The 22,097-nt window shown below is 60.3% G+C and carries 13 protein-coding genes; 12 read left to right on the top strand and 1 reads right to left on the bottom strand.

The window, feature by feature from the left end:
* Positions 1-1,044: 1,044 nt before the first annotated feature.
* From YUU_RS52730 to YUU_RS55360, 3 genes are read left to right on the top strand one after another with little or no spacing between them, the layout of a single operon-like run.
* On the top strand, positions 1,045-2,226 hold the full coding sequence (locus tag YUU_RS52730; protein ID WP_084801693.1) for an ATP-binding protein: 1,182 nt from the start codon (positions 1,045-1,047) through the stop codon (positions 2,224-2,226).
* Complete coding sequence (locus tag YUU_RS0135715; protein ID WP_027526651.1) at positions 2,223-2,678, top strand: response regulator; 456 nt, start codon at positions 2,223-2,225, stop codon at positions 2,676-2,678. Before YUU_RS52730 ends, YUU_RS0135715 begins: the two co-directional genes overlap by 4 nt.
* Positions 2,675-5,095: a PAS domain S-box protein gene (locus YUU_RS55360; RefSeq protein ID WP_051390056.1), complete on the top strand. Its 2,421-nt coding sequence runs from the start codon at positions 2,675-2,677 to the stop codon at positions 5,093-5,095. Before YUU_RS0135715 ends, YUU_RS55360 begins: the two co-directional genes overlap by 4 nt.
* Before the next feature lie 89 nt (positions 5,096-5,184).
* Here YUU_RS55360 and YUU_RS52720 read toward each other — a convergent pair whose 3' ends face one another.
* On the bottom strand, positions 5,185-11,070 hold the full coding sequence (locus tag YUU_RS52720) for an AAA family ATPase (protein ID WP_051390055.1): 5,886 nt from the start codon (positions 11,068-11,070) through the stop codon (positions 5,185-5,187).
* Between the two features lie 620 nt (positions 11,071-11,690).
* On the opposite strand from YUU_RS52720, the gene pqqA reads away from it, so the two are divergent.
* The 9 genes from pqqA to YUU_RS0135660 all read left to right on the top strand — a co-directional run bounded on the left by pqqA (position 11,691) and on the right by YUU_RS0135660 (position 22,070).
* Positions 11,691-11,840, top strand: a complete 150-nt coding sequence (gene pqqA / locus YUU_RS61600) for a pyrroloquinoline quinone precursor peptide PqqA (RefSeq protein WP_063621783.1) — start codon at positions 11,691-11,693, stop codon at positions 11,838-11,840.
* Between the two features lie 112 nt (positions 11,841-11,952).
* Positions 11,953-14,418, top strand: coding sequence for a membrane-bound PQQ-dependent dehydrogenase, glucose/quinate/shikimate family (locus tag YUU_RS0135695; RefSeq protein ID WP_084801692.1), 2,466 nt, complete (start codon positions 11,953-11,955; stop codon positions 14,416-14,418).
* Positions 14,419-14,661: 243 nt separating this feature from the next.
* On the top strand, positions 14,662-15,576 hold the full coding sequence (locus tag YUU_RS0135690; RefSeq protein WP_027526649.1) for a hypothetical protein: 915 nt from the start codon (positions 14,662-14,664) through the stop codon (positions 15,574-15,576).
* A 22-nt stretch (positions 15,577-15,598) separates the two neighbouring features.
* Positions 15,599-16,570 (top strand): 3-hydroxyacyl-CoA dehydrogenase NAD-binding domain-containing protein, encoded by a 972-nt coding sequence (locus tag YUU_RS0135685; protein WP_027526648.1) that lies wholly within the window; start codon positions 15,599-15,601, stop codon positions 16,568-16,570.
* A 57-nt stretch (positions 16,571-16,627) separates the two neighbouring features.
* A complete protein-coding gene (locus YUU_RS0135680) occupies positions 16,628-17,830 on the top strand; it encodes an acyl-CoA dehydrogenase family protein (protein ID WP_027526647.1) in 1,203 nt (400 codons plus the stop codon).
* Between the two features lie 54 nt (positions 17,831-17,884).
* Positions 17,885-19,084 (top strand): acyl-CoA dehydrogenase family protein, encoded by a 1,200-nt coding sequence (locus tag YUU_RS0135675; RefSeq protein ID WP_027526646.1) that lies wholly within the window; start codon positions 17,885-17,887, stop codon positions 19,082-19,084.
* A 59-nt stretch (positions 19,085-19,143) separates the two neighbouring features.
* Positions 19,144-19,995 carry an enoyl-CoA hydratase-related protein gene (locus YUU_RS0135670; RefSeq protein ID WP_084801691.1) on the top strand — a complete coding sequence of 284 codons (852 nt, stop codon included), beginning with the start codon at positions 19,144-19,146 and terminating at the stop codon, positions 19,993-19,995.
* Positions 19,996-20,023: 28 nt separating this feature from the next.
* Positions 20,024-21,247 carry a CaiB/BaiF CoA-transferase family protein gene (locus tag YUU_RS0135665; RefSeq protein ID WP_027526644.1) on the top strand — a complete coding sequence of 408 codons (1,224 nt, stop codon included), beginning with the start codon at positions 20,024-20,026 and terminating at the stop codon, positions 21,245-21,247.
* A gap of 37 nt (positions 21,248-21,284) precedes the next feature.
* Positions 21,285-22,070: an enoyl-CoA hydratase gene (locus tag YUU_RS0135660; protein ID WP_027526643.1), complete on the top strand. Its 786-nt coding sequence runs from the start codon at positions 21,285-21,287 to the stop codon at positions 22,068-22,070.
* The last annotated feature ends 27 nt before the right edge of the window (positions 22,071-22,097 follow it).

The raw sequence follows: 22,097 nt of genomic DNA, 5'->3' as shown, positions 1-22,097 counted from the left end.
GCCTCCCGATTGAGTTCACCAAGCCAAGCTTTGCGCGCGGCCTCTCTCCGGCCCGAAGAAATCGTATCCGATCGGCTGAGAAATGCCAGCCGTCCATCGATCTTCCGTGCTCGAAATACGCGGAAACCATGCCTTCTGGTTAGCAGCAATTTGGCGCGCTTTGCCGCGCTTTATTCGCGACAGCAGCACATGCGCGTTAAACGAGAAGTGTCGCGGTGACGTCGCGCGAGAATATCGTCCGCATCAAGTCGAAGTATGTTGTGCTGTCAACGCAAAACGAGCGGTTTTCAAAAGCGCGGTCGGTCGTAATCTGTCACGGAGGAGCTGTTATGAAAAGGCTTTGGCTTTGTGTGGCCGTCGTTATGGCAAGCCTTGTCCCGTTTGCTTCGGCAGTGCAAGCGCGCACGGCTTACGACGGATCATGGGATCTTATCTTTGTGACTCAAAGAGGCACCTGCGATCCGACCTATGACTTTTCGGTCAACATCACCAACGGAGTTGTAACCCATCCAAATCTCGTAAAGTTCAGAGGCTACGTGGCGCAGTCTGGTGCGGTTCGCGCGTCGGTGGCTGTTCAGGATAGGTATGCGTCGGGCTCGGGAAGGCTGTCGGGAGCATCCGGCCGAGGAACCTGGACTGGCCAATCGGCCGGCGCACGCTGCTCCGGCTATTGGACCGCACAGCGAAACTAGCATCTGCAATCGGAAGCGATGCGACACAACTAGGCCGCGTCTACGGAGTTGCCGGCGCGCTGCTCCTGTTTGGCGGTATGCACGAATCATGGATCGAGAAGATTGCGCCCATGGCGAGAAGGGAAAGAGACCCGGGCGTTGCGTGTCTATTTTGCCGGCTCGATCGAGCCGCACTGCATGTGCAGGATTTCTTCTTTTAAGAATAGTTCGAACTCCGCCGCCGCGACGGTAGCGTCGATATCTTGCGCTCCTCGAAGAGCCTGCTTCGCAGGCCCGGACAATCACCCCCGAACCTGCTATAATCGGCCAAATGCCCAAAGCCGCACGTGCATACGCGTCGGAGTAGAGGAACGTGGCGTATTGGGATAACGAATTTCAGCGAGTCCGGTCGCCGCCCCTGCGGTATGGGTTCGCGGTTGTTTGTGTGGGGATCGCGATTGCCGCCGCGCTCGCGATCCAACAATACCAGTTCCGTGATGTAGCGCTGCCGGTACTTGTACTCGTCATCGGCATTGTCACCTGGTACGCGGGGACCGGGCCTGCCGTCGTGGCCGTTCTGCTGGGCACGGCGGCCTTCAACTACATGTTTGTAGAGCCACTCTACACCTTCTATGTTTCAGCGCGAGACCTCCCCTACTTTCTTGTTTTTGTTCTCTCGGCGATCATAGTTGCCTCCTTCAGCGCAGTTCGGCTTCGAATCGAGGAGAATCTTCGTCACTCACGCGACCGGCTTCAGACCGAGCTCGAACAACGTCAGCGGCGCGAGGCCGAAATTCGCAAGCTCAATCAGGAGCTCAATCTGCGCGCGGCGGAGCTGGCAGCGGCTAATAGGGAACTCGAGGCGTTTGCCTATTCGGTATCGCACGACTTGCGGGCACCACTGCGTCATATCGTCGGCTACTCGGAACTGCTGCAAAAACACACGCCGAATTCACTGGACGACAAGAGTCAAAGATACATCCAGACAATTCGCGAATCAGGAAAAAGAATGGGCAACCTGATCGATGATTTGCTGGCGTTTTCTCGGATTGGCCGCACTGAAAGCAGGACGACGGCAGTGGACCTCCAGAAGGTAGTCAAGGAGGCAATTTCCGAGATAGAGCCGCAAACGAAGGGACAGGATATCTCCTGGAAGATTGATGCACTTCCGGTCTGTTATGGAGACCGTTCCCTACTAAAGCTCGTTGTCGTGAACTTGCTCTCCAATGCGGTCAAATTCTCAGGCTCACGGCGCCCTGCCAAGATCGAGATTGGCTCTGTGGATGCCAATGGAGACAAGATCGAAATCTTCGTGAGAGACAACGGTGTCGGGTTCGACATGCAGTACGTCAACAAGCTGTTCGGGGTATTTCAACGGCTGCATCGGGCTGACGAGTTTGAAGGCACGGGAATAGGGTTAGCAACCGTTCAGCGCATTGTTCATCGCCATGGCGGGATGGTGCGCGCCGAAGGCGCGGTCGATCAAGGCGCCACTTTTTATTTTTCACTGCCGAAAGCCGAACATCCAGCGAAGAGGACAGCGAACGCGCCATGAGCGAATTGGGACGAATTCTGATCGTCGAGGACGATCCGAGGGATGTTGAGCTTACGCTCACAGCTCTTGACGAGCACAAGCTCGCGAACGAGGTGGTCATTACTCGCGACGGCAAAGAGGCACTCGACTATCTGCATTGTCGAGAACAATTCGCGTCGCGCGCCGATGAAAACCCCGCGGTTATTCTGTTGGACCTAAAGCTGCCGAAAGTGGATGGATTGGAGGTCTTGCAGCAGATCAGATCAGATCAGAAGCTGAAGATGATACCAGTGGTCGTACTGACATCATCCCACGAAGAAAAAGACATGCTGGCGACCTACCAGCTCGGGGTGAACGCTTACGTCGTGAAGCCCGTGGACTTTCACGAGTTTGTCAACGCCGTCAAAGAGCTGGGCATGTTCTGGGCGATCATAAATCAACCGCCCCCAGGAAGCGCGAAGAAGGTGTCATGAGCTCGCCAATCGGAATCCTCTTGCTGGAGGATGACCGCAATGACGCGGGCCTTATAGAAGTGCTCCTTGAAACCGATCATTTGATCTGTCGCATCACCTGCGTGCAAAGTCGCGCTGAGTTTCTGGCAGCTCTTGAGAGCGCCGAATTTGACCTGATCCTCTCGGACTACAAACTTCCTTCGTTCGACGGACTCTCCGCGTTGAATCTGGCGCAGAGTATCCGCCCCGATCTGCCTTTCATCTTTGTTTCTGGCACTCTCGGCGAAGAGGCAGCTATCGAGGCTCTCAAGATCGGGGCCACCGACTATGTTCTGAAGACCCGAATGTCGCGGCTCGTGCCCGCCGTGCGGCGCGCGCTGAGCGAGGCCGGCGATCGAGCCTCGCGCCAACGGGCCGAAGATGCACTGCGTCGAAGGGAAAAAGAGCTTCGGGATACCGTTGAGGCGATACCTGCGATAGCGTTTACGACGCAGCCCGACGGTAGCAGCATTTGGACAAACCGACAGTGGGTGGAATTTTCTGGGTTGTCCGTGAAGGAGACGTCGGGATCGGGTTGGCAATCCACGATTCATCCTGACGACCTCATCCAACACGTCGCCAAGTGGCATCACTCGATGACAAGTGGTGAGCCTTTCGAAAACGAGGCCCGGCATCGCAGTGCCAGCGGAGAATACCGTTGGTTCTTGGTACGGGCGGTGCCCCTACGCGATGAACTGGGCACGGTTCTCAAATGGTACGGCATCCTGACGGACATCACCGAACGCAAGCGCGCAGAGGAGCGCCTGCGCGTGCAGCACACCGTTGCGCAGGTCCTGGCGGAAGCAGCCACGATCGAAGAGGTCGCTCCGAGAATACTGCGGGCCATAGGCGAGTGCTTGGGATGGGACGTTGGTGCACTCTGGCGCGTGGACCGGGAGACCAAGGCGCTGCGCTGTGTCGAGCTTTGGCATAAGACGTCGATAGAGGTCCCGGAATTTGAAAGAATCGGTACGGAGTTCACTTTCGTTCCGGGGGCGGGACTACCAGGGCGGGTGTGGTCCAGCCGTAAGCCCGAATACATCCCCGACGTCGTTTCTGATGAAAACTTTGCGCGCAGACGCCTCGCCCAACTCGAAGGACTGCGCGCGGCCTTCGGGTTTCCTATCCTGCTCGGGGGGGACGTCTTGGGCGTGATCGAGTTTTTCAGCCGCGAGCTCAGACAGCCCGATCAGGAGCTGCTCAACGTGCTTGCCACCATCGGCAGCCAGATCGGTCAGTTCATCGAGCGCAAGCGCACCGAGGCGGAATTACGCGAATCGGAACAGAATTACCGCACGTTGTTCGAGTCGATTGACGAGGGCTTTTGCACCATTGAAGTCTTGTTTGACCAGAACGAAAAGCCGATCGATTATCTTTTTTTGCAAATCAGCCCATCGTTTGAACGGCAGACCGGAATCAAGAATGCCGCCGGCAGACGGATGCGCGAAATCGCGCCAGAGCACGAAGAACATTGGTTCGAGATTTACGGCAGGATCGCCCTGACGGGCGAGCCGATGCGCTTTGAGAATGAAGCCAAACAACTCGGACGCTGGTATGACGTTTACGCCTTCCGGGTCGAAGACCCCAAGCGCAGACGCGTCGGAATCCTTTTCAACGACATCACCGAACGCAAGCGGGCGGAAGCCGAAGCACGAGACAGCGAGCACCGCTATCGCGAAGTGCAGGCGGAGCTGGCCCACGCGGGCCGGGTCGCGACGATGGGGCAGCTCATGGCCTCGATTGCGCATGAAATCAAACAGCCGATCGCCGCGGTTGTTAACGGCGCACATGCCGGTTTGAACTGGCTCGATGCACAACCGCCAGATCTGGATGAGGTCCGGCAGACGCTCGGTTTTATCGTCAGCGCCGGCAAGCATGCAGGCGACGTGATGGACCGTATCCGGGCACTTATGAAGAGGGCGTCTCCGCGAAAGGAGGACATGGACATCAACGAGGCGTTGCTTGAGGTCATAGCCCTGACCCGTGGCGAAGCTTTGAAGAACGGCGTCTCGGTGCGAACGCAGCTCGCCGAGGGCTTGCCAGTCATTCGAGCAGATCGGGTTCAACTGCAACAAGTGATCATCAACTTGATCGTCAACGCCGTCGAAGCAATGCGCGATGTGGGCGAAGAAGATCGGGAGCTGCTCATCAGCACCCGCAACGAAACCGATGGCGTTTGCGTCGAGGTGCGCGATTCAGGGCCGGGCTTCGGGCCAGCGGATCTTGAGCGCTTGTTCGAAGCTTTCTATACTACGAAATCGGGCGGCTTGGGACTTGGGCTGTCGATCTGCCGGTCGATTATTGAAGCGCACAACGGAAAATTGTGGGCCAGCCCTAACCTGCCACGTGGCGCAATCTTCGGCTTCATTGCACCTGCTCATCCGGCTGTCGAATCCTGAGTGGTACAAGACCTGAGAGCAACCGTCCGAATACGCTATGTTCAACCAATGCGGAACCATCCATCAGACTTCGGCATTCCGCGCTCTCGTCATTCCTTTTCGGCCCCAGGCAGAGTGAACTGAATTACGGCGCCGCGAGGCTCGTTCGCTCCCGCCCACAGCTTGCCCCCATGCGCACGGATGATGGAGCGGCATATCGAGAGTCCCATGCCCGTTCCACTGGACTTCGTGGTATAGAACGCGTCGAAGATCTGATCGAGATGCGCAGGATCAATGCCCGGCCCAGAATCGCGGACGGCCACGAGGGCGCCTGCCTGGTCTTGCTCGGTGCTGATCAACAACTCTCGTGCTCCCTCTTCAACCAAGCTCATTGCTTCAGATGCGTTGAGAATCAGATTCAGCAGGACTTGCTGCAGCTGAATGCGATCCCCCGGAACCAACGGCAATCCCTCCGCGAGCCGGGTTTGAACCGAAACGCCATTCCTGAGGGTCACGCTTCGCGCTAATACGATCACTTCGCTGATCGCCGTGTTGAGATCAAAACGCTCCTTTCGGGGCGGCGCCTTCCTGATCTGTTCTCTGATGCGATCGATGATGTCTCCGGATCGATCTGCGTCCGCAACGATACAGGCTAGTGCTTCCTCGACCTCGCCTAGGTTCGGCGGCTGCATCTTCAGAAAATTCTGGGCCGCCTGGGCGTTATTGCGCGCGCTTGCGATCGGCTGCGCGATCTCGTGAGAGAGCGAGGCTGCCAGCTCTCCCATCATGCTCACACGGTTCATGTGCGCGAAATCGGATTGCATCTGCTGCAATCGCGCCAGCGCCTGCGTGCGATCTTCGATGTCGGTCAGGAGAACATACCATCGCGTGATACGCCCGGAGTCATCGCGAATTGGAACGCCGCGGTTGTCAAACCATCGATACTCCCCGTCGAAGCGTCGCAGGCGTTGTTCGAGATGGTACGGAACCCCAGAGGCGATCGACTTTGTGAACATTTCGGCGACGTAGGGAAGATCGTCGGGATGGACTGTTCCGTTTGCTCCCCAATTTCTCAACTGCTCCAGCGACTGGCCGCAATATTCAATGATTTGGCGATTGACGGCTTCGACCTCGCCATTAGGAGCCAGGACGCCGACGAGACCTGGTATACCGTCAATTGCCGAGCGCAAACCTCGCTCGCTTTCACGCATTGCCTCTTCGGCCCGCTTGCGCTCAGTCAGGTCGAGCACGAACGCGATGCCGTTGCCTCGTTCGTCGAACAATGAATAGCCGATCAGCACGGGCACGCGGCTGCCATCCTTGCGAAAGTATTCCTTCTCGATGGGTTGCGCCACGCCAGTTCTCCTTAACTCTTCGTGGGCGCGCGCAGTGCAGTCGCGCCATTCCGGCGGAGTCAGTTCGGTCCAGCGCACGTCGCCCAACGCCAAGTCATCACGGTCATATCCCACGATGCGAAGAAACGCGTCATTGGCTTCAAAAACCCGGCCTTCGAAGTCGGCGGTGATGATCCCAATGATGTTTGCGTCCACCAAGCGCCGGATCTTGCCTTCGCGATCTGCGAGATCGCGATAAAGCCGCGAGTTTTCGAGCGAGATTGCCGCCTGCGACGCCAGCACCTTCAATAAGGCGACGCGGTCAGTAGTGAACACGTTAGGCGTCAGATTGTTCTCGAGGTAGAGAATCGCTGTGAGCTTACCCTGATTGATTAACGGCAAGCTGAGAATAGAACGGACATGGCTCTGAAGAATATAGGGTTCCGCAGAGAATGCATGCTGAGATGAAGCGTCATCGAGAATCACAATCTCATGGGTGCGCGTTCCATACCGAACCAACGACTCCGGCAACGCTGCTGTACTGTAGGACGACCCGTCCCGCAGATGCACGATTATATCGTCTCCACCGGCGATCGCTTCCGCCTCTATCTGCAGCTCATCGCCTCGCGGTACAATCAGCAGACCTCGTTCGGCGCCGGCATGCTCGAGGGCCGCGCGCATGAGTTTGTCGATGAGTTTTTCCAGGACCATCTCGCCAGAAAGCGCTTGCGAGGCTTCAATCATTGTTGCGAGATCGAGCTGTTGGACCGACGCTTCGATCGTAGCCGCTGAGGCTGGCGCGCGCGCGTCCTGCCTTAGCCGCGGATGGAGCTGGTCGAGTTGTCGCACTTTTCCATCTGCTCCCCATCGCAAGTAACAGTGACGAGCGTTTTCCAGGTAGAGATGTGCGATTGCCTCGAAACCGCGCACCGCGTAAAAGCGGGCGGCCAGCTCATAGGCGATCGCTTCGTTGTGGACGAAGCCATTTGTTTGAGCCGAGTGGATCGCCCGCTCGTAAAGCCGTGCGGCATCCAGCTCGCGACCTTCCAATCTGGCAATCTCGGCATCGACAAGGGCGGCGCGGTTCTCGAAATTTTCGGGGCAGTTCTCCGCCCAGATGCCGAGCTGTTCACGATGGGATGCCAGAGCCTCCAAATGCTGTCGGCGCTGATCGGCTGAAGCGGAGTCACAGGATGACGCGCGCGCGAGCGCGCTGTAAAAGTGATACTCCGCGAATTCGATGGCTGGCAGCGATGTCCAGAGCAGCGGTTGCGCCCTGAGGGACGCGTCGACGGCCGCAGAAAAGTCGCCGGCCAGGAAGCCCCCCTGCAGCTTGCGAATCCAATACCAGCACTCCGCAAATGCCAGGTTCCGATTGCCGGATAAACGGCTTGCGACCAGGCCTTCATCGAATTGCTGGTCGTCGAAAGAGCCGAACCGGCGTGTCGACCCGCGCAACATTCGGACCAGCGCAAGCTGCGTCGCGATGACATCGATGACGAGTCCGAACTGCATCTGCTGCGCCAACGCCAGTCCCAGTTCGACTTCGCGCTGAACCTCGTCGAGCGGATCGCCCACCATGAGCAGGTTGGAGTTCAGATGGGCGCGGCTGTACACCGCATAAGTGAGATCGCCCGTCTTGTTCGCAACATCGAACGCCCGATGCAAGAGATCACGACCACCCCGCGCATGCCTCGTCCACGGCACCACCTGGTTGCCGAAATTCATGAATATCCTGGCCAGGAAGTGCTTCAGATCGTGCCGCTCGACCAGTTCGTAGCCGACCCGTCCAAACCGATACCCGGCCTTGTAGTCCCCAAAAAACGGGCCGGCGACCATGCCTACCCGAACATACGCATTGGACGAGCCATCGCTGTTGCCGCGCTCGAGGCTGAGATTGACCGCACCGCAACTGACCAACGCCAGCAGGTTTGCATCCGTGAACACCGCCGGCGGCCCGAGCTTGGTCAGAACATCGAGAAGGGCGAGGGATGCGGGATCGGTCATCAGCGGCAGGTCAACCAGTTCCTCGATCGCGCGGCCGCCGAGCTTCGACCAGATCAACTGATATTCGCGGCGCACCTCGTCGTCCGCAGGATGTGCGGTCCACACTACGCCCACATGTTGGAGACATTCCAGACCGACAGCGACCGCTTCGCTCATCCGGCCGCGGGTCGTATACACGTCGATTCGCAGGCACGCGACGGCCGCCCGTTCCACGGTAGAGGCGGCGCGGGCTGACAGCAGCGTCAGCCGATTCTCCGCGGCGGCCAGCTCGCCGGTAAAGAACTCGCATTCTGCCAGGTGCAGCTCCAGTTCGAACATGAGCTCACGCCGGCGCTCCCACGAATCCTCCGGCATCTGTGCTGCGCCGGCAGCCAGATACTTCAGCGCCGCGCCATAGGCCGTCGACGTCTTGGCGCGCTTGCCCGCGATCAGATTCAGTCGGGCGAGCTGCTCGCGCTCATCGGCTGAGGCGATCAATGACGCGCCGCGGTTGAGCTGGTTGACGATCTCGAAGATCGCTTCGCCGCGTTTTTCCGGAGCTGTCTGTGCCACGAGCAGGCGGCCGATCCTCAAATGCAATTCGGCGCGCGACGCTTGCGGAATCAGCGCATAGGCGGCTTCCTGCACCCGATCGTGAATGAACTTGTAGGAGCGCTCGAGGCGGTCGATCAGTTGTTGATGCAGGGCCTCCGAGAGAGCGGCGTGCACCTGTTCCTCCGACGTTTCCAGAACGACCGAGAGGATAGCGACGTCTGCGACATTGCCGAGGCAAGCGAGCTGTCGCAACGCGACCTGCGTGTCGAGGGGCAGCCGCGTCAACTTTCTAGCCAGAAGCTCCACGACGTTATCTGTGTATCTTTTGGCGTGGATGCCTCCCATGTCCCAGGACCATCGCCCCCGGCCGTGATCGAAAGCCAGGAGATGCTCGCCGGCGAGCGCGTGAAGAAACTGGATGACAAACAACGGATTGCCGCCCGTCTTCGCGTGCACCAGCTCTGCGAGCGGATCAGCCTCCTTCGCATTGCATCGGAGCGAGTCCGCGACAAGGCTTCCCAGATCGCCGGCCGTCAGCGGGGCCAGATTGATATCCTGCACCCTTCCGGTTGCGCGGATCACCTCCAGCTTGCGCATGAGCGGATGCGCAGCAGTGACTTCGTTATCGCGGAAGGCACCGATGATGAGGAGATTGCGGAGATCGGACCGGATCAACAGGTCTTCCAAAAGGTCGAGCGTCGCCGCATCGAGCCATTGCAAGTCATCGAGGAAGAGCGCCAGGGGATGTTCCGGCCGAGCAAAGATGCCGATCAACTGCCGAAACACCATTTGGAAGCGCCGCTGCGCGTCCTTCGGCGGAAGCTCGGGGACCGCCGATGGTCCTCCGATAAGGAGCTTCAGTTCCGGAACGAGATCCACCATCAGTCCTGCGTTGGATCCCAGCGTCTTCTGCAAGGCGTCGCGCCATGGCGCAAGCTCGGCGTCGCTCTTGCCAAGCAACGGCCGGATCAGGCTCTGAAGCGCCTGTGCCAGCGTTGCGTAAGGAATATCGCGTTTGAGCTGATCGAACTTGCCGGAAGCGAACAGGCCACGCGGTGGCACCAGCACCGGCTGTAGCTCGTTGACGACCGACGATTTGCCAACGCCGGAATAGCCGTAAACCAGGATCAGTTCCGGGGCGCCACCGTTGACGATGCGATCAAAGGCGGCGAGCAACGTCTCCACCTCGCGTCTCCGCCCGTAGAGCTTCTCCGGAATCACGAGCCGGTCAGGCGTGTCACGTTCACCGAGCGGAAAGTCGTCAATCCGGCCTTGCGCTGCCCATTCGCGCTGGCAGCGGCGAAGATCGCTCTCGAGGCCGGCCGCCGTTTGATAGCGGTCCTCGGCCCTCTTCGCGAGCAGCTTCATCACGATCGCCGAAATGGTGCCGGGAATTTCCTTCAGCCGCTCGGCAGGCGGCACGGGCCTCCTGGCGAGATGGCAGTGCACCCATTCCATCGGGTCCATGGCGGCAAACGGCAAGGCTCCGGTGAGCATTTGATAGAAGGTGATGCCAAGTGCGTAAAGGTCGCTGCGATAATCGATTGATCGATTCATCCGCCCGGTCTGTTCGGGCGCCATGTACGCGAGTGTGCCGGCGATCGTCTCGGGAGGGCGAGGCGATTGGCGTTCGCGCGCGAACCGCGATGCAATCCCGAATCCCGTCAGCCTCACTTCGCCGGTCCCATCGTTGAGCAATATGTTGACTGGCTTGATATCTTTGTGAACGAGCCCGCGCTGGTGGAGCTTGCCCAGCGCAGCAGCAATGGGGATGGCCAAATCCAAGAAGCGCCCCAGTTCGAGAGGTACGCCAAGCAGCCGCTCGAGTGGCTCGCCGCCTGCATCCTCGAGCACAAGCACTGTTCGGCCGCCATCGCGAATGAAGTCCATCGGCCGCACTGCCCACGCCCTGTCGAGCTGATCCCTAAGTTCGTATTCGTGCGCAAGGCGGTCGAGGCTTGATCGGGAAGGAGGGTCGGCGGCTGGAGTGATGGACAACACAGCAGAGCGCTTCCCCGCGTCGTCCAGTCGCCAGCCACGGCTGAAGATGCGTTCGCCGTCCTCCCACAAGATCTGGGAGCTACCGTCCGGGTACGCACTGTTCAGCGAATGCGGCACCACCTGACAGACTCCGGGGTCTGGCTTCCGAGTCGAGTTCGGCCGACCGGGCTTTGCTTGTGCCTCTCAGCAGAAATCGTACCGCATCGCCTGAGAAATGCCAGCATCTGTTTACGTTGGCCGCGACAGCGATCCCGGCTCTCGCTCAGCCGCCCTTTGGAGATCCGGACGCTTTCCAAGGCATGTATCCATATCGAGACGTGCTGAATGACGGCGCACCAACACGGGCGGCCAAGCTGGCTTTTGAGCCACCTTCAGTGCTCCAGGCCTTCAGGAGAGGGAGGGATTCGGTCCGAACACGTGCAACGTGCCGCAACGACCCCAACAGGGCCGCTCACGCATATTCGGTCGTTGGCGCACTCGAAGTCATTCGCATGTTCAGCTGATCTCCCGACGTCGTGTGCTCGGATCGGGCAGATCGAAGTCCGGTCTAAAGACAGTGGATGGAATCGATCGGTGCCGAGACATGCCGACCGTCCATTGATCTTCCTGACCCAGCGTACGCTGATCCGCCCCTCTCCCTAGCAACAATTTGGCACGATTTGCGGCGCTTCACTCGCGCCTCCGGCGCATGCAGGTCAAATGGAAACCGACGCACTCGTGCGTGAAACAAGGAGATCCAAATGACCATCGCAGCAGCCAAATCATCAGTGCCGGCGCAGGTTCCGCTATCGATTCAGAAGGAAGCGATCATGAAGTGGACCAGCCCACGCATCGTCGAGATCGCCGTCGGTCTTGAGATCAACTCTTACGCCCGCGCCGAACTGAACTAGCACCCGCGATCAACGAGCTGAGCCTCGAGCCCTCGGAGCGTGCAAACGCTCGGCGGCAGGAGCGGCTCGGTTCGTCGTTCTTGAAACCTGGATTATCCAAAAGGAGAACGAAATGTCTTCGACAGTAGATATAGCCCCGGCAGCAGCGACTCGAGACCGGTCATCAGAGTTGCAGAAATACCTCGCGTGGACGCCCCGGGTTTTGGGCGGGATCGTCGCATTGCTCGGTTTGATCCTTGCAGGCGGTGGCGCTTACCTCGCCTCGCTGGGAGGCAGCCTCTATTACGTCGTGGTCGGCGTCATGCTCGCCGCTGCGGGCTTTCTCATGATCAGGGGAAAGATCGCGGGCATCTACACCTATGTCGGCGCATTCGCCTTCACGGCCGTTTGGAGCTTTTGGGAGGTCGGCCTGTCGGGCTGGGAGTTGATCCCGCGTCTTGTCGGCCCCTTCATCCTCCTCGTCCTCTCCATTCTGGCTGCTCCCGCAATTGACAGGACGATTGGCAGGCATGTGCGAAAGCTGGGTTCGATCGGCGCCGGAATCTTCGTTGCCGCGCTCGGCGTCCTCATCCCGATCTTCAATCAACAGGCGGCACCGAACCCACTCCCTCAGACCCACGCAAACGCCGTCTTCGGAGATTCCGCGTATGCGCCCAAGAAGGGTGAGTGGAACGCCTATGGCGGCGGCCAGGGCGGGCAACGCTATTCGGACCTCGCCCAGATTACGCCCGCGAACGTCAAGGACCTCAAGCGCGTCTGGACCTTCCACACCGGCGACATTCCGAAGAAGTACGGATCGGAGCTGACCCCGCTCAAGGTCGGCAACACCATCTACGGCTGCACGCCCATGAACAAGTTGTTCGCGCTGAATGCGGCGACTGGCGAAAAGCTGTGGATGCACGATCCCGAGGTCCCGACCTCTTGGGTGCCCTACACGGCGGCTTGTCGCGGTGTGGCGTACTATGAAAATCCCAAGGCCACAGCCGGCCAGGCCTGTGCGGCACGCATCATCGAGGGAACGCTCGACATGCGCCTGATCGCGGTGGACGCAAAGACGGGTCAGCCGTGCCAGGATTTTGGCAAGGACGGCGCGGCCGACCTCAAGGTTGGACTGGCGCAGAAGGATAGCGCTACGGGCGCCATCACACCCGTCATTCCGGGAACAGCGGCTATCACTTCGGCCCCGGTCATCGTGCATGGGGTAGTCGTCTCCGGTCATCAGGTGCTCGATGGTCAGCGCCGTTGGGCGGCATCGGGCGTCATCCGCGGCTACGACGCGGTGACCGGCGAGCTCCGCTTTGCCTGGGACATCAATCAGCCCGACGTCACGAAACTGCCGCCGGACGGCAAGCCCTACTCCCTGGGCACGCCGAACATGTGGACCACAGGTGTCGGTGACGAAAAGCTTGGCCTCGTCTACTTGCCGATGGGCAACTCGGCGGGCGACTATCACACATCGTTGCGTTCGGATGAGGAGAAGAAGTACAGCTCCGCACTCGTCGCGCTGGATGTGAACACGGGCAAGCCGCGCTGGGTGTACCAGACCGTGCACAACGACGTGTGGGACTACGACCTCGGCTCTCAACCGACCCTGGTCGAGTTCCCCACCGCCAGCGGCAAGGTGCCGGCGGTCCTGGTGCCAACCAAGCAGGGCGACATGTTCGTGCTCGACCGCGTCACCGGAAAGCCGCTGCACCAGGTCGACGAAGTGGCCGTCCCGCAGGGCGGCGCGGAGCCCGGCCAGCGTTCTCCGACGCAGCCGTTCTCGCGTTACCATACGCTGCGCAAACCCGATCTGGTCGAGCATGATATGTGGGGCATCTCGCCCATCGATCAGATGATCTGCCGGATCAACTTCAAGCGCGCTCGCTATGAAGGCCCGTTCACTCCGCCGGAGCTCGGCCGCCACAACCTTGAATATCCCGGCTACAACGGCGGATCGGACTGGGGCAGCGTTGCCGTCGATCCGCACAGCGGGGTGATCATTGCGAACTACAACGACATGCCGAACTACGACACGCTCGTGACCCGCAAAGACGCGGACGCGATGGGCCTGTTCCCTGCCGGTGATCCGCGTGCGGCCGGAAGCGCCTCGAGCGCTGAAGGCGCGGGCGCGCAGACAGGGACGCCCTATGGCATCCTCGTCAACGCGGGATGGCAGATGCCGACCGGCGTGCTCTGCACGCGGCCTCCCTATGGCGGCATCCGTGCAATCGATCTCGCCACCGGCAAGACGCTGTGGGATCGTCCGTTCGGTTCGGCCAGGCGGAATGGTCCGTTCGGAATGCCGACGTTCATTCCGCTCGAGATCGGCACGCCGAACAATGGCGGATCGGTCGTGACCGCAGGCGGTCTGATCTTCATCTCGGCGGCAACCGACGATCTGATTAAGGCGATCGACATCAAGACCGGCGAGATCGTTTGGAGTGATGTGCTCCCCGCGGGTGGCCAGGCCACGCCGATCGTCTACGAGCAGGATGGTAAGGAGTACGTTGCCATCATGGCGGGCGGCCATCACTTCATGATGACGCCTCCGGGCGATTCTCTGATCGCCTACGCTCTGCCCGACAAGAAGTAGGAGTACGCAATCTCCGCAACGCGCGGCATCACCCGATGCCGCGCGTTGTGCTGTCTGGAGCACAGAGACAGCGGTCAAGCCGACCGACTCAAGCGCACGCTGCCTTGCAGCAATTTGGCGGGATTTGCCGGCCTTTACTCGCAACGATGGAGCAAATGGGTCAAATATTTTCATGACGGTCATCATCTCCAGATCAAGCAAGTCAATTCGAGACAAGGCAACTGTGACAGCGAAGGAACCATCATGACGGTACTTGAAGCATCCCAATCGAAGAACTCATCGGGCGCCACCCGCTCAGGCCGACTGTTCGTTCTCGAGCTGAGTGGGGACCGCATTCACTCGATGAATCCGGACGGTTCCGACCGCAAGATTATCGTCACGAATGGCCGTCTCCCCGACGGCATCGCCGTGGATGTGGAGGCGGGCCATATCTACTGGACCAACATGGGTGTTCCCCCTCTCAACGATGGCTCGATCGAACGCGTCGACCTCGATGGCGGAAATCGCAAGGTCATCATTCCGCAAAGCGTTACGTACACGCCGAAGCAGATGCACCTCGATAAGGAGGGAAAGAAGCTTTACTGGTGCGACCGTGAAGGCATGCGCGTGATGCGCGCCAACCTTGATGGCTCGCAGGTCGAAACGCTGGTCGAGACCGGCCGCGGCGACGACGATCGGAAGGATCAGAATCGCTGGTGTGTCGGAATCACCGTCGATCCCAAACGGCGGCACATCTACTGGACGCAAAAGGGTCCCGATAATGGCGAACAGGGCCGCATCTTCCGCGCCGGCATCGACATCCCGAAGGGCGAGACCCCGGCGAACCGCTCCGACATCGAGGTGCTGTTCGATCGTTTGCCCGAGCCGATCGACCTCGAGCTCGATCTGACGAACCGCATCCTCTACTGGACCGACCGCGGCGATCCGCCGCGCGGCAATACCGTCAATCGCGCACCGATCGACACAAAGGCTGACCCAGAAATCGTGGTCACGCACTTGATGGAGGGCATCGGCATCGCGCTCGACGTTCCCGGCAACCGCATGTTCGTCACCGACTTCGCCGGCTCGGTCTATTCCGCCGATCTCGACGGCAAGAACGAGCGCAACTTCCTCTACGCCCAGGGCAACCTCACCGGCATTGCCTACGCCGAAATCTGACGAACGCATCGGAGAACATGACATGAGCAACACCAAACCCATTCGCCGCATCGCCATCATCGGCACCGGCGTGATCGGCGCGAGCTGGGCCTCGCTGTTTCTCGCCAAGGGCCTGCAGGTTGTCGCGACCGACCCCGCGCCGAACGCAGAAGCCTCGCTCCGCAAGTTCGTGGAGACGGCCTGGCCGGCGCTCAAGCGCTTGGGCCTGTCGGCGGGAGCGTCGCAGTCGAACCTCAAGTTCACCACAGATCTCGCGGAGGCGCTTACCGGCGTCGACCTCGTCCAGGAGAACGGGCCCGAGCGGATCGATTTCAAGCAGAAGCTCTATGGGCAGCTCGATGAGCTGCTGCCAGCCGAGGTGATCATCGCATCGAGCTCTTCGGGGCTCACCATGAGCGAAATCCAGAAGGGGGCCGCCGCGCATCCCGAGCGCTGTGTCATCGGCCACCCGTTCAATCCGCCGCACCTGATCCCGCTGACCGAGATTGTCGGCGGAGCAAAGACCTCGGAAGCGACAATCCAGCGCGCGGCGGAATTCTACACGTCGATCGGGCAAAAGACGGTGCGCGTCAACAAGGAGATGCCCGGCCACGTCGCCAACCGCCTGCAGGCCGCATTGGGGCGTGAGGTTTACTACCTCGTCGCCGAAGGGATCGTGAGCGCCGCCGACGTCGACACTGCCCTCTCCTGGGGGCCGGGTCTGCGCTGGGGAATCATGGGCAACATGATGCTCAACCACCTCGGCGGCGGCTCAGGCGGCATCGAGCACTTCTTCCAGCAGTTCGCTGGTCCGATGACGGCCTGGTGGAAGACCCTCGGTTCGCCCGTGCTGAGTCCGGAAGTTCAAAAAAAGCTCATCGACAGCGTCCATGCCGAAGTCGGATCACGCTCCGTCCAGGAGCTGGAGCATGCGCGCGACGAGATTTTGCTCGGCCTCATCGAACTGCGCAAGCGGTCAGAGACGGTTGCTCAGCGCGAAGTCGCAGCCGAGTAACGATCCGCTGCAGGCGCAGGTTCCCGGCTTTCAAGCCACAACAAGAGGAGACCCAAAATGCTTACCAATGCCCCGAAACAGCTTCCGCTGCCGAATAGCGACTTCTTTCAATTCGCTGAAACGCTGGGCGACGAGGAACGGGGGATCGTAAAAAAGGTGCGCGCCTACATGGAAACGAAAGTCGCACCCATCATCAACAAACACTGGGTCGAGGACTCGTTCCCGTTCGAGCTGCTGCCGTCGTACAAGGAGCTAAACATCGCAGGTCTCGGCATTAATGGTTACGGCTGCCCGGGCGGAAGCCCCTTGCTATTCGGCCTGATCGCCCTCGAGATCGCGCGCACCGATGTTTCGTTCTGCACCTTCCATGGTGTCCACACCGGTCTCGCGATGAATTCCATCTACCTCGCGGGCACCGAGGAGCAGAAGCACAAGTGGCTGCCGCCGATGGCGCGCATGGAAAAGGTCGGTTGCTTCGCGCTGACCGAGCCCTTGGTGGGCTCAGGGACTGGTGCTGGTCTCATGACCACGGCGAAACGTGAAGGCGACAGCTGGATCCTCAACGGCCAGAAGCGCTGGATCGGCAACGCGCCGTGGTGCGACATCTCGATCGTCTGGGCGCGCGATGTGGCCGACGACCAGGTCAAGGGCTTCATCGTCGAGAACAAGACGACGCCTGGATTCAGCGTCGAGAAGATGCAGAACAAGATCGCGCTGAAGGTTGTGCAGAACGGCCAGATCACGATGACCGACTGCCGCGTGCCCGATGCGAATCGTCTCCAGGGAGGCAAAGGAACATTTCGCGACCCTGCGCTGGTGCTGCGCGGTACCCGGCATGGCGTCGGCTGGGAAATCACCGGTGCCCAGATGGGCGCCTACGAAAATGCTCTGAAGTACTCCCAGGAGCGCTTGCAGTTTGGCAAGCCGATCGGGTCGTTCCAGCTCATTCAGGAGCTGCTGGCGAAGATGCTGGCCAACATCGTGGCCTGTCAATCTATGTTGGTTCGCTCGGTGCAACTGGAGACCGAAGGCAAGCTGACTGATGCGCAGGCAGCGATTGTCAAGGCGTTCTGCACGTCTAAAGCGCGGGAAACGGTCGCCTGGGCCCGCGAGGTGTTGGGCGGCAACGGGATCCTGGTCGACTACAACGTCGCGCGCTTCTTTGCCGATACCGAAGCGATCTACTCCTATGAAGGCACCTACCAGATGCAGAACCTGATCGTCGGCAAGGCGATCACCGGGTTCAGCGCCTTCGTGTGAGATTCGCAAGTGCGCCGGCGCCCCAAGCTTTCAAACACAGCAACAGGAGTCCAAATGCTCACCAAAACCCCGAAGCAGCTTCCAACGCCGAACAGTGATTTCTATGACTTCGCAGAGACCTTGAACGAAAACGATCGAGCGATTTTGCAGAAAGTGCGCACGTTCATGGAGTCCAAGGTCGCGCCGATCATCAACAAATACTGGGTCGAGGACGCCTTCCCGTTCGAAGTGCTTCCCGCGTTCAAGGAGCTGAGCATCGGTGGCCTCGGCTATGAGGGCTATGGCTGCGCCGGCGGGAGCCAATTGGTGGTCGGCCTTGTTGGAATAGAGATGTCGCGGGTCGATGTCTCAATCGCGACCTTCTTCGGTGTCCACAGCCATCTGGCGATGGGTTCGATCGCGCTCGATGGATCGGAGGAGCAGAAACAAAAGTGGCTGCCACCGATGGCGCGCCTGGAAAAGATCGGTTGCTTCGGCCTGACTGAGCCGTTGGTCGGCTCAGGAACCGGCGGCGGCCTCACCACGACGGCAAAGCGCGAGGGTGACACCTGGGTCCTCAACGGCCAGAAGCGGTGGATCGGCAATGCACCCTGGTGCGATATCTCGATCATCTGGGCGCGCGACGTCGACGACAACCAGGTCAAGGGCTTCATCGTCGAGAACAAGACGACGTCCGGCTTCAGCGTCGAAAAGATGCAGAACAAGATCGCGCTCAAAGTCGTCCAGAACGGCCAGATTACCCTCAAAGACGTTCGAGTGTCGGAGTCGAACCGCCTGCAGGGCGGCAACTCGTTCCGCGACACCGCGCGCGTGTTGCGTGGGACGCGGTACTACGTGGGATGGGAAGCGACGGGATGCCAGATGGGCGCCTACGAGCACGCGCTCAAATACGCACAGGAGCGATTGCAGTTCGGAAAGCCGATCGGCTCGTTCCAGATGATTCAGGATCTCCTTGCGAAAATGCTCGCCAACATCGTTGCCTGCCAATGCATGGTGGTTCGTACAGCACAGCTCGCCGACGAAGGCAAGCTTACGGACCAGCAGGCGGCGCTTTCGAAGGCGTTCACGACGGCCAAGGCGCGTGAGACGGTCTCCTGGGCGCGAGAGGTGCTCGGCGGCAACGGCATCATCGCCGACTACAACGTCGCGCGCTTCTTTGCTGATGCCGAAGCACTCTATTCCTACGAGGGCACATACCAGATGCAGAACCTGATCGTCGGCAAGGCGATCACCGGATTCAGCTCCTTCATCTGAGACTCACAAGCGCGCCGTTGCGCTTTGCGCCGGCTCGTAACCTTAAAAGAGAGATCAACATGTCATCGACAACAACGACGCTCGCATCTTCGCCCACGACGGGGCCTGCCGATTCATCGACGGAAGTCCTGACGCTCGCAAACGTCCTGTACGAGAAGCGCGGCGCGATCGCCTATGTGACCGTCAACCGGCCGAAGGTGCTCAACGCCCTGAACACGCCGACCTGGAAGGATCTGCGAACTGCTTTCGAGCATGCGCGGAACGATGCTGCCCTGCGCGGCGTCATTCTTACCGGCGCAGGCGACAAGGCCTTCATCGCCGGCGCCGACATCAGCGAACTCGCGCATGCGAGTTCAATCGACGCCGAGCGGTCCAGCCGCTACGGCCAGGAGGTGCTCGATCTCATCGAGAATCTCGGCAAGCCGGTGATCGCGGCAATCAACGGTTTTGCACTTGGCGGCGGTTGCGAGACGGCAATGGCCTGCACCATCCGAATCGCCGTCGAGCACGCGAAGTTTGGCCAGCCCGAGGTCAAGCTGGGATTGCTTCCCGGCGGCGGCGGGACGCAGCGGCTGCCGCGCCTGGTTGGGAAGGGCCGCGCGCTCCAGCTCATCCTGTCCGGAGAGACCATCAGCGCGCAGGAGGCCTGGCGCATTGGGCTCGTCAACGAGGTCGTTGCGGCAGCCGATCTCATGGCGCGTGCGGAAGCCATCCTGAAGCTGATCGCCTCCAACGCGCCGATTGCCGTCAGGCAATCGCTCGAAGCGGTGAACAAGGGATTGGACACGAGCCAGAGCGAAGGCTTCGCCCTCGAAGCTTCATACTTCGGCCTGTGCGCCGGGACTGAGGACAAGAAGGAAGGCACGTCCGCCTTCCTCGAAAAGCGCGCCCCGCAGTTCGCGGGACGGTGAAGCAATATGGCGATTTAGGAGAGACCCAATGGCAAGCGACAACATTTTTTCTGGACTGAAGGTGGTTGACTTCTCAAGCTTCGTCGCGGCGCCCGGCGCCGCCGTCATCCTGTCGGACTTCGGCGCCGACGTCATTAAGGTCGAACCGCCGAACGGCGACCCTTGGAGACATGTGCACAAGATCCCGCCGCAGCCGGCGGCAGATGAGCCCTATCAGTGGCATCTCGTCAACCGGAACAAACGCAGTATTACGCTCGATCTGAAGTCGCCCAGCGCCCCTCAAGTCCTCGAGCAGCTTGTCAAGTGGGCCGATGTATTCATCGTCAATACGCCACATCCCGCGCGCAAAAAACTAAAGCTCGAATATGACGATGTGGTGCGCTGGAATCCGCGCCTGATCTACGCGGACCTTACGGGGTTCGGCGAAAAGGGACCGGATGCCAATCTACCGGGCTTCGACATCACGGCATACTGGGCGCGTAGTGGTTTGCTGTCGATGACGCGCGATGCCGGCGCGCCGCCGACCTGGCCGGTGGCCGGCAGCGGCGACAACGCGACAGGTGTCGGAATCTATTCGGCGATCGTCACCGCGCTTTACCGCCGCGAGCGCACCGGCAAGGGAGCGTATGTCACGACCTCGCTGCTCGCCGAGGGTATCTGGTCGGCGAGCGTTTCGATACAGGCTGCGCTGGCCGGTGCAAAGTTCTTTGGGCTGCATGATCGCATGCATCCGGCCAACGCGGCGCTCAACGTGTATCGCGCAGCCGACGGCACCTGGTTCGTTCTTATCGTCACGCCCGACAAGTTGGCCGCTGTGGCGAAGGCAATCGGCCGACAGGATCTGTTGACCGATCAGCGATTCGCCAATCCGGCGAGGCTGATGGCGAACATGCCGGAACTCACGGCCATCCTCGACGAGGTTTTCTCCGCGCAGCCGATGGCGCATTGGTATGAGGTTTTCAGCGGCGCGCACGTCACGTTCGGCGCCGTGCGCGGCCCGCAAGAGGTGATTAACGATCCCCAGCTGGCGGCAAACGACATCGTCGTTCCGCTCGAAGGCGCCGGCGGCAAGCTGACTTCGACGATCAGCAGCCCGATTCAGGTGCACGGTGTCGCCAAGGTCCCGGCCCGGCGGGGACCCGACCTCGGCGAGCACACCGAAGAGATCCTGCGCGACCTGGGGTTCGACGCGAAAGGAATCGAGGACCTGCGCACGAGCGGCGCGGTGCCGAAAGTCAAGGAACACGCCTGAAAATCGTGGCGAAGAACAGCGAGCAAAGGAGCAGACAATGAGCGACATCATCACCGAGCGTACCGACGCGATCCTGCGGGTCCAGCTCAATCGCCCGGCCCAGAAGAACGCCATGACGTCGGGCATGTACACGAGCCTGGCCGGCATCCTCAACGAAGCTGACAAGGACGACGCGATCCGTGTCGTGCTCTGGCACAGCACCGGAAACGTGTTCTGCGCTGGCAACGACGTCGTGGATTTCCTCAAGAATCCGCCCAAGCCGGGCGCATTTCCGCAAGGGCTTCTGATGGACGCATTCGTCAAGTTCGAAAAGCCGATCGTCGCAGCCGTCCAAGGCGCGGCTATCGGTGGCGGAACCACGATGCTGACGCACTGCGATTTCGTCTACGCGGTCGAGAGTGCGAAATTCCAGCTGCCGTTCATCAACCTGGCGCTGGTGCCGGAGTTCGGATCGAGCTTTTCGATACCGGCCCGCGTAGGCCATCTCCGGGCGGCGGAATTGTACTTGCTGGGACAGCCCTTCACGGCCGCGCGGGCAGCTGAGCTGGGTCTCGTGACCCGCGTTGTGCCCGACAGCGATCTGCTCGCGACCGCCACCGCAACGGCGCAGAAGCTGGCGGCAAAACCGAGCGGCGCGTTGTTGGCGAGCAAGCGGCTCCTCAAGCAGCCTTCGATAGGCCAGCTCAAGGCGGCGATCGAGAGTGAAAGCCAGGAGTTCATGGAGCGGGTGAACGGGCCAGAGGCCAAGGAAGCGCTCTCGGCCTTCCTCGAGAAACGTCCACCCAATTTTACGAAGAGCCCGGCGCACGTGGCGGCCGAATAGTCCGCGCTCTCAGCAATTGATGGGCGC

Origin of the sequence: Bradyrhizobium sp. Ec3.3 (assembly GCF_000472925.1) — a bacterium.
GTDB lineage: Bacteria > Pseudomonadota > Alphaproteobacteria > Rhizobiales > Xanthobacteraceae > Bradyrhizobium.
Note: the sequence above shows the minus strand (reverse complement) of the source record. Positions and strands in the feature narration are given on the sequence as shown.

Bases quoted from the DNA above. Each gene is read 5' to 3' on its own strand.
- YUU_RS0135715 (WP_027526651.1), top strand. From the start codon at position 2,223: ATGAGCGAATTGGGACGAATTCTGATCGTCGAGGACGATCCGAGGGAT.
- YUU_RS55360 (WP_051390056.1), top strand. From the start codon at position 2,675: ATGAGCTCGCCAATCGGAATCCTCTTGCTGGAGGATGACCGCAATGAC.
- pqqA (WP_063621783.1), top strand. From the start codon at position 11,691: ATGACCATCGCAGCAGCCAAATCATCAGTGCCGGCGCAGGTTCCGCTA.
- YUU_RS0135695 (WP_084801692.1), top strand. From the start codon at position 11,953: ATGTCTTCGACAGTAGATATAGCCCCGGCAGCAGCGACTCGAGACCGG.
- YUU_RS0135690 (WP_027526649.1), top strand. From the start codon at position 14,662: ATGACGGTACTTGAAGCATCCCAATCGAAGAACTCATCGGGCGCCACC.
- YUU_RS0135685 (WP_027526648.1), top strand. From the start codon at position 15,599: ATGAGCAACACCAAACCCATTCGCCGCATCGCCATCATCGGCACCGGC.
- YUU_RS0135680 (WP_027526647.1), top strand. From the start codon at position 16,628: ATGCTTACCAATGCCCCGAAACAGCTTCCGCTGCCGAATAGCGACTTC.
- YUU_RS0135675 (WP_027526646.1), top strand. From the start codon at position 17,885: ATGCTCACCAAAACCCCGAAGCAGCTTCCAACGCCGAACAGTGATTTC.
- YUU_RS0135670 (WP_084801691.1), top strand. From the start codon at position 19,144: ATGTCATCGACAACAACGACGCTCGCATCTTCGCCCACGACGGGGCCT.
- YUU_RS0135665 (WP_027526644.1), top strand. From the start codon at position 20,024: ATGGCAAGCGACAACATTTTTTCTGGACTGAAGGTGGTTGACTTCTCA.
- YUU_RS0135660 (WP_027526643.1), top strand. From the start codon at position 21,285: ATGAGCGACATCATCACCGAGCGTACCGACGCGATCCTGCGGGTCCAG.